9 protein-coding genes and 4 tRNA genes are annotated in these 13,011 nt (G+C 40.7%); 2 read left to right on the forward strand and 11 right to left on the reverse strand.

Annotated features, from left to right (window positions below; all coding sequences use genetic code 11):
* The first annotated feature begins 574 nt into the window (after positions 1 to 574).
* On the forward strand, positions 575 to 3,715 hold the full coding sequence (locus Q4567_RS21475; RefSeq protein ID WP_303502329.1) for a S8 family serine peptidase: 3,141 nt from the start codon (positions 575 to 577) through the stop codon (positions 3,713 to 3,715).
* 839 nt (positions 3,716 to 4,554) lie between these two features.
* Here Q4567_RS21475 and Q4567_RS21480 read toward each other — a convergent pair.
* From Q4567_RS21480 to gltX, 11 genes are all read right to left on the reverse strand, one after another.
* A complete protein-coding gene (locus tag Q4567_RS21480) occupies positions 4,555 to 5,853 on the reverse strand; it encodes an amidohydrolase family protein (protein ID WP_216048753.1) in 1,299 nt (432 codons plus the stop codon).
* Complete coding sequence (locus Q4567_RS21485; protein ID WP_303502334.1) at positions 5,850 to 7,259, reverse strand: amidohydrolase; 1,410 nt, start codon at positions 7,257 to 7,259, stop codon at positions 5,850 to 5,852. Before Q4567_RS21485 ends, Q4567_RS21480 begins: the two co-directional genes overlap by 4 nt.
* Positions 7,260 to 7,420: 161 nt before the next feature.
* Entirely contained in the window at positions 7,421 to 7,957 is a 537-nt protein-coding gene (locus Q4567_RS21490) for a YaeQ family protein (protein WP_216048751.1), read from the reverse strand.
* A 39-nt stretch (positions 7,958 to 7,996) separates the two neighbouring features.
* Positions 7,997 to 8,947: a tRNA dihydrouridine(16) synthase DusC gene (dusC, locus tag Q4567_RS21495; protein ID WP_216048750.1), complete on the reverse strand. Its 951-nt coding sequence runs from the start codon at positions 8,945 to 8,947 to the stop codon at positions 7,997 to 7,999.
* Between the two features lie 59 nt (positions 8,948 to 9,006).
* Positions 9,007 to 9,210, reverse strand: a complete 204-nt coding sequence (locus Q4567_RS21500) for a DUF1289 domain-containing protein (RefSeq protein ID WP_216048749.1) — start codon at positions 9,208 to 9,210, stop codon at positions 9,007 to 9,009.
* A 5-nt stretch (positions 9,211 to 9,215) separates the two neighbouring features.
* Complete coding sequence (locus tag Q4567_RS21505) at positions 9,216 to 9,509, reverse strand: DUF1272 domain-containing protein (protein ID WP_216048748.1); 294 nt, start codon at positions 9,507 to 9,509, stop codon at positions 9,216 to 9,218.
* 12 nt (positions 9,510 to 9,521) lie between these two features.
* Positions 9,522 to 10,322 (reverse strand): YiiX/YebB-like N1pC/P60 family cysteine hydrolase, encoded by an 801-nt coding sequence (locus Q4567_RS21510; protein WP_216048747.1) that lies wholly within the window; start codon positions 10,320 to 10,322, stop codon positions 9,522 to 9,524.
* Between the two features lie 215 nt (positions 10,323 to 10,537).
* Positions 10,538 to 10,613 (reverse strand) — tRNA-Glu (locus Q4567_RS21515).
* Between the two features lie 223 nt (positions 10,614 to 10,836).
* Positions 10,837 to 10,912, reverse strand: a tRNA-Glu gene (locus tag Q4567_RS21520).
* A 176-nt stretch (positions 10,913 to 11,088) separates the two neighbouring features.
* Positions 11,089 to 11,164: transfer RNA gene (locus Q4567_RS21525), tRNA-Ala, on the reverse strand.
* Positions 11,165 to 11,275: 111 nt separating this feature from the next.
* A complete protein-coding gene (gltX, locus tag Q4567_RS21530) occupies positions 11,276 to 12,685 on the reverse strand; it encodes a glutamate--tRNA ligase (RefSeq protein WP_303502338.1) in 1,410 nt (469 codons plus the stop codon).
* Positions 12,686 to 12,935: 250 nt separating this feature from the next.
* On the opposite strand from gltX, the gene Q4567_RS21535 reads away from it, so the two are divergent.
* Positions 12,936 to 13,011, forward strand: a tRNA-Val gene (locus Q4567_RS21535).

The following is a 13,011-nucleotide window of genomic DNA, read 5'->3' on the forward strand; positions in this document are numbered from 1 at the left end:
ATCGTCTCCATCCCGCTTCACACTTGCCTTGCGGCTTGCTCTTAATATTCATATAAAGGCTATTAAGAAGAGACATTTTTTAAAGTTTGTCCCGAAGCGAGGCGCGCATTCTACAGACCATAATCCGAAGATCAAGTACTTTTTTAATGTTTTCGTAATTTAACCTATATTTATAGTTATCACTAATTAAATAGCCTGAATATAGAGCGATAACTATAACGCAATAGCTTTTAGCGTAATTTTTGAGAGCTGTTTAAATTTATTTATAAAAATCAACCATCAATCGTACATGGAACAATCAATCCTCTGTCAGCATTTTTAACAACTTTTGATTCGTCTTTTATCTAGCGATTAAAATTATTATATATATCAGTACGCTATATAGGGGGAATGTTTCTTGCTTGAATACAAAGTCTAATTTACGACCACATCAAAAATAAAAGACGTTTTGATGGTGTAAAGATTAGATTTGGCCATCTTGGTCAAGTTACCAAACCAAAGAAGTTTGGAAAACGTTTCTAAACGTAGGCAGTAAAACGCTGCTCATAATTATAAAACAATAAAGGAAGATTCTATGTTACGCAAACAGCTAACAGTGCTCGGAACCGGGTGCTTTTTGGCGATGTCTGTGCATAGTGCTTTGGCATTATCTAATTCAGACCGCAGTTTACTCACTTTAGATGGTTCAACCTCTCATAATTTAAAAACAACCTCTAGGTACATTATTCAGTTAAAAGACCAACCCGCCATTAGTGGAGTCAAATCAACTGGCATCCCGTTAAAAGCAGATGGTGTCTTGAACACAGCAAAATATGATGCCAACTCTGTCGCTTCAATTACGTATCGCAATAAACTAGTTAACAAACAAAGACAGGTAATGAGTAGTGTTGGTGTAACTGAAGCAATTTACACCTATGAGCATGCGTTCAATGGTTTTGCGGCAGTTTTAACAGAAACACAAATTGCTAAACTAAAAAGTAATCCAGAAGTTTTGAACATATGGCCAGATGAAGTAAGACATATGGATACATCAAACACTCCTAGTTTTTTAGGATTGACAGCGCCTGGTGGACTTCATACTTTAGGCAATAAAGGCGAAAACATGATTATTGGGGTAGTAGATTCTGGTGTATGGCCAGAAAACCCCAGTTTAGATGACGCCGGTTTTGACCCTATCCAGGAGACACGACCTGAATGGCCAGCTCCTGAGGATGCTTGTGATGTAGGTACTGATCCACTGTTTAGTTGTAATAACAAATTAATCGGTGCACGTTATTTTAATTCAGGCTTCGCACCTGAATCTATCTTACCTGGTGAATTTGATTCCCCTAGAGATGCCGACGGTCACGGTACACATACCATAACTACAGCGGGCGGGAATGAAAATGTCTCAGCAACAATTTTAGGATTAGATGTCGGTACAGTAACAGGTATGGCGCCAAGAGCTCGTGTCGCTGCCTATAAAGTTTGTTGGAATGGCAGTGCGGAAGGTAATAGCGGATGTTTCCCAACTGATTCTGTAGCGGCTATTGATGCTGCAGTTGCGGATGGTGTAGATGTTATTAACTATTCTATCAGTGGAAGTACAACGACCTTAGTCGATCCCGTACATGTAGCGTTTTTCAATGCAGCTCAAGGCGGAGTATTTAGTTCACTTTCTGCTGGTAACTCTGGCCCTGGCGCACAAACTGTTGCCCATAATGTTCCATGGGTAACGACAGTTGGCGCATCAACATACGATGGAGATGCAGAGGTTGTAGGGAAATCTCTTAATGTGAGTTATGGCGATACGAATGACGCATATTATTCATTAGGTGGTTCAATTACTTCTCCAATTCCTGACGAAGGTCTTAGTGGTCAATTGGTAGCGACATCTCCAGTATTCATGTGTGACGAAGATCCAGATATTTTTACTGGTAACAATCCAATTACAAATGCTGAAGAAATTGACGGAAATATCGCTTTAATTTCCAGAGGTTCATGTGCATTTTCAGAAAAAATTCTATATGCACAAGAAGCTGGCGCAATCGGGGTGGTTGTTTATTCAACTGCTGAAGCGATCGTCATGGGCGGTGAAAGCACTGGAATCAATATTCCTGGTGTGATGATCTCTAATTCTGATGGATTGGAATTAGTAGATTTAGTAGATGAAATGGTTGTAAGTGTTACCTTAACCAATGATGGTATTTCTGGTGGCATAATTCCACAAATTGGCAATCAGATGGCCGGCTTCTCTTCACGTGGTGAAAGTCTAGCAACAGCAGATATCATTAAACCTGATATCACAGCCCCGGGACAGCAGATTCTAGCGGGGACTTCCGGTTCTCAAATCGACAGCGGACAGATGGGTGAAAGCTATGCTTATCTAAGTGGTACTTCAATGTCATCACCGCACATTGCTGGTTTAGCTACCTTAGTTAGAGAAGCTCATCCGACATGGAGTCCTGCTGCGGTCAAATCAGCTATAATGACGACTGCAAGACAAAACCTAACTAAAGAAGATGGTTTAACTGCTGCTGATCCATTTGATTATGGAGCAGGTCATGTTGATCCTAATTCAGCGGTTGATCCTGGTCTTGTTTACGATGCTAATTTTAATGACTACTATGCGTTTTTATGTGGTCAAGGTGAACAAGCATTCGTAGAATCAGATTACTTCCCAGGTGCTTGTGCAGCATTAGAGGTTGCTGGTTTCCCAACTGATGCCAGTGATCTCAATCTTGCTTCCATTGCAATTGAACAACTAGCAGACACGCAAACCATTACACGTTATGTGACTAATGTAAGTGACTCTGATAGCTACGTTGCTACAGTTAACGCTCCAGAAGGTGTTGATGTCACTGTAAGTGTTTACGATTTTGCCACAGGAACAATTGTTGATTCAGATACTATGAGCTTCAACGATATTGGTCTGGGTATTTATCAGTTGACCTTTACTAAAAATGACAGTGCAGTAGAGGATGAATGGGTATTTGGTGATATAACATGGAGTGATGGAAGTCACGATGTTCGCAGTCCAATCGCTATAAAACCAACAGCTCCACTTAGAGTTATCGCTCCTGAGACTGTAAACATGACTACTACAAGTTCTGTTGCACGGGTCACATTATCAGCGGAAATGGGTTATAACGGCAGATTGTATGCTGAAGGAATTGGCCTAGATACTGCTGATGTATTTGTAGATACCGTTTATCAGGATGCTGACCAAGAATTCGCTTTCAATGAAGGTAGTTTAGGTTTTTACTTTGTAGACGTGCCAGAAGGTACTCGCATAGCTAAATTCGCCCTTTATGACGAAGATCAAGCCACTGCTGATGTTGATTTGGACTTATATGTTTATGCTTGTCCAGGTTTTAGCTGTTCAGAAGTTGGCTCTAGTTTAACCGCTACATCGAATGAATCTGTTGTCTTAATTGATCCTGAGCCTTTAGCTAATCTAGGAAATAGTGACATTTATGTCGTGTTTGTACACGGTTATTCATTGGGTGGCGAAGACAGTGTTCTCGCTCCATTACACGTCTGGACTGTCGATGAGTCTGGTACTACGAAAATGACTGTTAGAGCATCTTCACGAGCTGTTAATGGTCGTACAAGTAACGTTTATGTCGGTATGTATGGACTGCAAAGTGGTGAAAACTATGTTGGTGGTGTCATATATAAAGATGAAAACGGAGATGAAAATGCACTAACTGTTCTTGATGTTGAAGCTCAATAATTAGTTAGTTATTTCAAAAATTAAAAAAGCCCGCAATCGCGGGCTTTTTTTATGACCCTAACCCGCCCTAAAAAGCGTTGACACTTTTCAAATTTAATTTGCAGAATGTAATGCAATTAATGACTAAACATTCTCAAAAAAGTCTGTTTAAGCGATTATGAATTAGCTATTCAATAACAAGTAGAAAAAGGTCAGCTTACTTATAAATAGACATAGGATAAATACCGAATATAAGTACACTGCCAGATTAATTGAGTTTCGTTAGCATGCACGGTTAAACTGGTCTAAAGAAACCACTATATTTCAATTGGCGGTTTAGTCATGTCCCAATCAAAATCACATCAAATACTGGAACAATGAATTAAGGATTTAAGACTGAAGTAACAAATAACCAGCTTCAAGCTTTGTTATCCAACCCAATAAAAAACAATTGATAACCCATAATCGTATTTTTGCTGCCAGCGACAAAGAGTGCGTATCATAAAACACCAAGTATTGAAGTTCATCAATCAAATTGAGGTGTGAAATATTGCTCAAATCAATATCAGCACTTAATTTAAAGAGTACCTTATAAAAAGTTTGGTGACCGTCTGATATGATTATTTCCAATAAATCTACTGCAGAGCAGTTTAACGGTATCCAAAAAATGAATATTTGCTGTTAAAGATTAAAGATGTAGGAAAGGCGCAAAAAAACTTGAAGAATAAGTGCTGGTTAGCCATAAAAAAGACCCCCAGTCTTCGGATTTTTCAACTATTGGGGGTCACATCTAAAGTTCTATTTTGTGTTTAAATTACTATATTACCAGCCCATACTACGCACGAGTCAGAGATAACAATTTATGGTCTGGTGTAATGCACACTTTTGCCATTAGAAGGTTGCAAATACCTATCACGCAGTTTTGTCTGACGAGATGTCATTTCAACTAACTCACCATTAATGATAACAACTTCAGCACCCTCGGCAACTTCCATCGGATCGCCAGACCAAACCACCACATCAGCTTGTTTGCCTTTGCTCAGACTACCAACTTTGTCGTCTATACCAAATATCTTGGCTGGGTTAATTGTTAACGCGGCAAGGCCAGCATCCCAAGGTAAGCCGTGAGAAACAGCATTTCCAGCATGTTGCTTGGCTAAACGAATATTGTGGGTGTTCATACCAATAGCAATAATTACACCGGCCTTTTGCAAGCGACCAGCGTTTTCCATTGTTGCAGCTAATTGGTCGAATTCGTACGGTAAATTCGATTCAGGATTCAAAATAACAGCAATATCTGCTTGCGCTAATTGTTCAGCCACTTTCCAACCTTCAGTTGCATATAGAACTACAACATCTAGTTTAGGATGACGTTTTTTCAACGCAATCACTTGCAACAAATCCGCTTCACGATGAGCCGCGATCATTAGTGGAATATCGCCTTTTATAACAGGTATTAAGGCAATTGCATCATCAAGACTGCTTATACCGTACCACGGGGATTGAGGATTGAACGTTTTACCATCGACATAGCTTGCCTCATCTAAAGCTCGTTCCAAAGCTACCCATAACGCAGCTCGACTGCCGCCGCTGTTATTTGCAGCGCCATTGTCGACACCAGTAGAGACAAAAGCGGACTTTTTCATTAGTGCTGAACTGCCCTGACCAAGGGTAATAATTGCACCTTGTCCAGTAAACAATTGTCCAGTTCTGTTCATGCTTGTCGCTGCTGAGGTAATTCCTTCAATTCGAGATATAGCCATTAACGAAGAATTAGGGTTAAGTGCATAAGATACGTCATACGCAGCACCGGTTTTGCTAATCGCATTGTCAGAAGAACTGCTGTCTACTGTTCCTGCAGAGGAACTTACTTCTACCAATCCCAAAGACGTATAGGCACCAATCAGACCAGGTGTGACTACTTTGCCTTTACCATCAATAATCTCATAGCCGGTCAACGCAGGAGTTTCGGTTAAAATCGTCTGAATTTTACCTTCACTAATTAATACAGTAGCGTTGGTTAATGTGCCCTGCTCTGTCATGGTGTGAACTGTGGCATCAACAATCGCAATATTTTTTGCTATCGCATTATTATTAATAATGCTAGCAACGGAAACCGCCAACACAGCTAAAGAAAGTAATTTACTTAAGTTAATCATTTGCTGTCTCCTTCACCTGGTTGTCCTAATTCAAAATCACTTACCGGCCAACTACTTGGATCGTTACGATCAAAAGCAAGGGCTCCATCAATGTATACGTTGACGGTTTTAGCATAAGTAGAAAACGGATCTGTACTCCATAGTACTAAATCGGCGTTTTTACCTACTTCCAATGAACCTGTTTGATCAAATATTCCTAATGATTTAGCAGGATTTGCAGATAGCCACTGCCACGCATCAGCTTGTGAGATCTCAATTCCAACTCGCTTACCATTTCCCCAGGCCTTAGCTGCTTCTTGGTTTAAACGTTGAATGCCTTTGTCGTCATCAGAATGCACTATGGCGCAGGCCCCAGCAGCATGGACCATAGGGATATTCTCTTGAATACCATCATAAGCTTCCATCTTAAAGCCCCACCAGTCAGCCCACATTGAAGAACAAACATTGTTTTCTTTTAAACGATCCGCAATTTTGTAAGATTCAACGGCATGATGAAAAGAACCAATTTGATAGTTAAACTCTTTCATTACATCCAGCATTGTGCCCATGTCATCAGCACGATAACAATGCATATGAACGATGATTTCACCATCCAACACACCTGCTAAGGTTTCTAACTTTAAATCCCTTTTCGGAACTTTAGGATCCTTACCTTGCTCGTACTCTGCATAATATCGATCCCATTTATTTTTATAGTCTTGTGCATCTGCCCAAGCTTGTCGATACCCTGCTACGTTACCCATTCGTGTGCCGGGCCCACCTTTTTTGCCATATACACGTTTTGGATTTTCTCCACAGGCCATCTTGATGCCGTAGGGAGCTCCTGGAAACTTCATATCTTGAATCACTCGATTGGGCACATTTTTAACGGTTACCGATCTGCCCCCCACTAAATTGGCAGAGCCTGGCAATATTTGTAAACTGGTGACACCTCCCATAAGCGCTCGATGAAAACCAGGATCCTGTGGCCATATTGAATGCTCCGCCCAAGCTTGGGCTGTTACTGGATTAGTCATTTCGTTGCCATCAGAATGAGAAGCTGTATCGGGTGTGGCATAAACGCCTAAATGGCTATGTACATCAATAATCCCAGGGGTAACCCATTGCCCTTTACCATCAATGGTTTTAGTTCCATCTGGCGCACTAACTGATTTTCCTATCGCCTTAATTTTACCATCGCTAATAAATACGGAACCGGATTCAATGTAACCACCAACACCGTCGAGAATATGCACATTTGTAATTAAAGTCGGTTCACTGTCCATCGCTTGATAAGTACTAGGGAATGGATTTTTATTCAGGGTAACTGGCGGTTCTTTTTCTGGTTGTTCTGCATCACAACCAGCTAATAACACGCTAGCCAAAACGCTTAGGGAGACCCCTGCGTAGGTAGATAGTATTTTCATGATTTCCTGCCAAAAAGTAAGTTCGTTTATTGTTGTTTTTATCGATAACGGATGGTCAAACCCTGCCCAGCTTTTATTGTTAATCCAAATAAAATCTAGAACATAGAAAGCAGAGCGAGTTTTCTTAGAATTAAATATACCAGTTGTTGAAGATACTGCAATTAACCTGCCTGAAGTTCATCCCAAGGAACTTCACATTCACCTAGATTTGTGGCGATGAATGCAGATTGATCTGCAATGGTAACTGTCATATCCATGGTTCTTTCAATTAATTCAGTAAGTTGACATATGTGTTGCCAATCAAATCTATAGAATTTTGCATTTAGCTGTTTAAATTTTGTGGCTGATTGCTGCCACCACACGTCAGACTTAGTATTAAAACTATAAACAATCACATTAGAGGCCAAACGAGTAGCTTTTTTAATTCTTTCTGCGTCAGGCTCACCAATTTCTATCCATAAACTTATGTCATCATTTGGCTGTTTCACCCAAATGTCCGGCTCTGCGGTTTCGCTTAATCCTTTGGTTAATTCCAGTCCATCTTGAGCATGAATACAAAAAGCAACAATTCTAGCCATCATCCGCTGCGTTGTTTCAGATGGGTGTTGTGCCACTATTAAACTCAAATTATCATAATGATGCCTGTCCATGTCAGCCAACGAAATACGAAACTTATAAATTGTCGGCTTCAATGCCATTTCAAATCACCTATAATAATTGTTGTTAAAAAATATCTTTTAGCTAAAAACATCACTGTCTTGATAGTGCTGCAGAACAGACACAATATCGGCTGATTTAGTCATTGACCGAATGCGCATAAACAAGCTTTCAGCTTCTGGATATTGCACTTTTAAATAGCCTAACCATTGTTTTATACGGTTCGGATAATAACGACCTTTATCACCAAATATTTCATATCCTGAATAGCTTAACAGTAGTGCTTTAACCTGTTCCCACGTCATCTTACTAGCATCCTGTCGTATAACTTGAGCTAAATTAGGCAAAGCTAACGCACCTCGTCCCAACATAATGTCCTGGCACTCAGAACGCTGCTGACAAAGGATTGCATCTGCCTTCGACCAAATTTCACCGTTAGCAATAATAGGGATCTGCGTTTGTTGGCGTATTTTGGCAATCCACTCCCAATAAGCAGGCGGTTTATATCCTTCAGTTTTGGTTCGCGCATGAATCGCTAAACTGCTGGCCCCTGCGGCTTCAATAGCCTGAGCATTTTCAATCGCTAAAGATTTATCTTCAAAACCTAAGCGCATTTTGGCTGTCACTTGGTGTTGTTGAGGAACCGCCTCACGCACTGCCAAAACGATTTTATAAAGAGCTTCAGGCTCTTTTAAAAGTACTGCTCCGCCTTTACTTTTATTGACTGTCTTGGCGGGACAGCCAAAATTCAAATCCACACCATGAGAACCTAATTCAATCGCTCTAACCGCATTTTCCGCCAGCCAATCAGGTTCTTGCCCTAACAGTTGCACCTTTACTGGCACACCTGAAGGTGTTAATCCATGGTGATGTAATTCAGGGCATAGACGATAGAATACTTTAGTCGGTAAAAGTTGATCTACCACACGCACGAATTCAGTTACACACGAGTCAAATCCGCCGACTTGAGTCAACATATCGCGCATTAGATGATCAACCACGCCTTCCATAGGCGCTAACACAATTTTCATTTCAATTAATTAAATTTTAGGGAAACAGAAAGTGGCGGATTGTAGCAAAAATGGCGCTTTTATGATCTGTTATTTGGTACTTTATTACGTTGATTTTCACGCTTTTGAGTATTTAATAATATATTTATTTTTTGCTCATCATCAGCACTCCCCCAGATTAAAATTTCTTCTAGGCTACGGTTACATCCCAAGCAAACATCATGTTGGTCTAAACAACAATTTCGAATACAAGGAGAACTGATGTTTTTGGATTGTAATTTCATTACTCTTATTTGGTCACTACAGTTTTCCGAAATGCCTCAATTTCCTCTTTTGAATAAGGACTGTTAACGCGCTTTGTAGAGGCTGGATGACTTTGTAGGCTAACCCCTAGCCTAAAAGGCCTCGCTGGCCTTATTGGTCTTGTGCTAAAACCACCTCCACAATTTGGACAAACATTCAGCAATACAGAATCGACGCAGCTCTGACAAAAAGTACATTCGTAAGTACAGATACAGGCTTCGGTGCTCTCAGGGGGTAAATCTTTATCACACCACTCACAATTTGGCCTAAGTTCAAGCATGATTGTCTCCTGTTAATCTTTTACAACAGTTGGCTGTTGATTTTCTTGTTTTAATTCGGATTCAGAAACCCAGTTAAACGAATAAGGATCAAAATGTAATTCGATAGTCGGCTTTATAATGGCAAAGTATGGTGATATATCAAAGTCCTTAGGTACAAAAAGTGTGTGGTGCCTAGATTGGAAAAAATGATTTATTTTAGATCTGACAAGCGTACTTTGAGGCCGTGTAATTTTTTGTGGCAAAATGGGGTAACCAATTGATTGAAATGCTTGTGCCAATAATGAAGAACAAATTGCTCTAGTCGGATCTCCGCTCCCCAGAGACAACATATTCCGCCTCCACCCCACAGGTACCGGCGGAGTTTGGATTAAATAACGAGCTAAATCGAGAATATTTTTGGTATCGTATTGATGCCCAATTCTTTGTCTCGCATAGTCTACAATTTTGTCAATATCCTGTTGATTGAGACTGACTGGCCGACAAATTCTTGTCCCTTGATCCACATATTCCTGTAAATTTACCACCCTGACACCCTCCACAACATCAGCTTCGAGTAAATGGACTTTAGCAATATCTGGATTTTCAATACCGTATTGGTCGCTTATGCATAGCGTCGCGTGTGACCAAGTAGACTGAGTTAAATATTTAATTGCGGTGCTCACCCTACTTACACCATCAATCAACAGCACATCGCCTTTTTTGAGGGTTTTTAATAAAGCATCAGGCTCGCAAGTGGTCTCACTACGATAGGTTGGGCTAGGCTTTTGTAGAAAGTGCGCTATTTTATTGCCTATCCAATTCAATGGATTCAATGCTATTTTCCAATAAATTCGAATTGCACCTAATATGCTACAGCATAGATATTTGTGCAAATTAGCAATTGGATACACATCAGATGTCCCATTGACCTTTTAGATCCTGTCATCCTGGATGCTGATAGCGTGGACAGCCATGAAAAATGTCAGCCACTTTACCTATTATTTTTCAGACATAAAAAAACCGCACTAAAAAGTGCGGTTTTTCTAATTGGCGTCCCCAAGGGGATTCGAACCCCTGTTACCGCCGTGAAAGGGCGGTGTCCTAGGCCTCTAGACGATGGGGACAAAAAATCTTCCTTCGGAAACATGTTTCCGAGATTTTTTGTAAGGTGAGTCGAGCCTGCGAGAGGAACGACATTATAGAATAGTGAACTACCCTATAACTATAACGAGCCTTACAAAAACAATTTTCTATCACTACTATTTACTTAATTCGCCCAGGAGTGTGAATTAAGCGTTCCTTGTTGCCGTTACCGACCACCGAGTACATCCTATACTCTGTTCAAAATGGCGTCCCCAAGGGGATTCGAACCCCTGTTACCGCCGTGAAAGGGCGGTGTCCTAGGCCTCTAGACGATGGGGACAGAAATTTTGCCTATCGAAGCAAGCTTCGATAAATTTCTGTAAGGCGAGTCGAGCCTGCGAGAGGAGCGACATTATTGGATGGTGAACCACCCTACAACTTAAAACGCCTTACAAAACAAATTCTTGTCATATCTAATGCTTACTGGCCTAGGTGGTAGTAAACAATCCATGATATTGGTGGAGCTAGGCGGGATCGAACCGCCGACCTCTTGCATGCCATGCAAGCGCTCTCCCAGCTGAGCTATAGCCCCGTGCTTTATGTCACTAGTGGCTAAGCTGTTTTAGCTAGCTACCATTCCTTGACAGCGGGGCGCATTCTAGGCATCAGACCTTTTCATGTCAACGATTTTTTTATGATTTTTTTATGATTTCTCTCTGTTTGCTATATAAATGAGCGCTTTGTCGATTCGTTGAGCAATTTGTTCAGGTTTTAACAGATTTAGAGTGACGTCTAGTGACGGCGAATTCCCTGCCCCTGTAACGGCCACACGCAACGGCATGCCGACTTTACCCATTCCAATCTCTAATTCTTGCGCAGTGTCATTAATTGCGTTCTGAATTGATACAGGCGTCCAGTCATCAATATTAGATAATTTTTCTTTTACTAATAACAACGCTTCTTTAGCAACTGGACGTAAATGTTTTTTCGCGGCATTGGCGTCGAACTCTTCATACTCTTCATAAAAATATCGACTAATCTGTGCCAACTCTACCAAGCTTTTTACACGATCGGCTTGCGCTTCAATAACAGCTTCAAGTTTAGGTCCATTAGACAAGTCTATGTTCTGTTGTTCAAAATGCCATCTAGCGTGTTCAGCTACTTCATTCGCAGGAAGCGTTTTAATGTAATGTTGGTTCAACCAAATAAGCTTTTCAGTATTAAATGCAGAAGCTGATTGGCCGATTGAATCTAAATCAAATAATTCAATCATTTCCTGTTTAGAGAATATTTCTTGGTCACCATGAGACCAACCTAAACGAACAAGGTAATTCAACAGGGCTTGAGGTAGATAACCATCATCTCTGTATTGCATAACACCCACGGCACCATGTCGTTTTGATAATTTTTTTCCATCATCTCCTAAAATCATCGATACGTGAGCATATTCGGGCACAGGTGCGTCCAGTGCTTTTAAGATGTTAATTTGACGAGGCGTATTATTAATATGATCTTCGCCACGTACCACATGAGAAATTCCCATATCCCAATCATCTACTACTACGCAAAAATTGTAAGTGGGGGTTCCATCACTGCGCTGAATAATCAAATCATCTAATTCAGCATTGGCAATTTCGATCTTTCCTCGTATATGGTCGTTGATGACCACTTTACCTTCGAGTGGATTTTTAAAACGAATAGCAAAAGGTTGTCCTTCAGGATGATCCGTTCTATCTCGCCATGTTCCAGGATAACGAGGCTTTTCTCCCGCGGCCATTTGCTTTTCGCGAATATCGTCTAATTCCGCTGAGCTCATAAAACACTTATAAGCTTTCCCCTCGCTGAGCAACTGTTCGATCAATTCTTTATAGCGATCAAATCGTTTAGTTTGATAATAAGGTCCGTCATCGTAATCCAAACCTAACCAATCCATTCCTTCCAAAATGGCATCGATAGCCGACTGGGTAGAACGCTCAATGTCAGTATCTTCAATCCGTAAGACAAACTTACCTCCTTTACTCTTGGCATATAACCATGAGTAAAGTGCAGTTCTGGCACCTCCTACATGTAAATAACCGGTGGGACTAGGGGCAAATCGGGTGATCACGGACATTATTGTTTCCTTTTTAATTAAGTGCGCGAAGTTTACCAGTCTACGTAGACTAAAAAAAACCAATTTTAGAAACTAATAAGTGATAAATGAGATTTTTAAGCCATTTTGTACATTAAACGCACGGCAAAACTACGTAATGGATAGAAAATCGCCATTTAAACAATATTTTTATAGTTTAGGGTTGACAGTCTAAGTCGCATATCTATAATAGCGCTCCACTTGCCAAGCACAGCAAGTAAAAAAGAAAATTGGACGCTTAGCTCAGTTGGGAGAGCATCGCCCTTACAAGGCGAGGGTCACTGGTTCAAGCCCAGTAGCGTCCACCA

This window comes from Aliiglaciecola sp. 2_MG-2023 (assembly GCF_030548145.1).
Taxonomy (GTDB): Bacteria; Pseudomonadota; Gammaproteobacteria; order Enterobacterales; family Alteromonadaceae; genus Aliiglaciecola; species Aliiglaciecola lipolytica_A.

What these genes read in the sequence shown, in the direction of transcription:
- Q4567_RS21475 (WP_303502329.1), top strand. Translation starts at nt 575, where the DNA reads ATGTTACGCAAACAGCTAACAGTGCTCGGAACCGGGTGCTTTTTGGCG.
- Q4567_RS21480 (WP_216048753.1), bottom strand. Translation starts at nt 5,853, where the DNA reads ATGATTAACTTAAGTAAATTACTTTCTTTAGCTGTGTTGGCGGTTTCC.
- Q4567_RS21485 (WP_303502334.1), bottom strand. Translation starts at nt 7,259, where the DNA reads ATGAAAATACTATCTACCTACGCAGGGGTCTCCCTAAGCGTTTTGGCT.
- Q4567_RS21490 (WP_216048751.1), bottom strand. Translation starts at nt 7,957, where the DNA reads ATGGCATTGAAGCCGACAATTTATAAGTTTCGTATTTCGTTGGCTGAC.
- dusC (WP_216048750.1), bottom strand. Translation starts at nt 8,947, where the DNA reads ATGAAAATTGTGTTAGCGCCTATGGAAGGCGTGGTTGATCATCTAATG.
- Q4567_RS21500 (WP_216048749.1), bottom strand. Translation starts at nt 9,210, where the DNA reads ATGAAATTACAATCCAAAAACATCAGTTCTCCTTGTATTCGAAATTGT.
- Q4567_RS21505 (WP_216048748.1), bottom strand. Translation starts at nt 9,509, where the DNA reads ATGCTTGAACTTAGGCCAAATTGTGAGTGGTGTGATAAAGATTTACCC.
- gltX (WP_303502338.1), bottom strand. Translation starts at nt 12,685, where the DNA reads ATGTCCGTGATCACCCGATTTGCCCCTAGTCCCACCGGTTATTTACAT.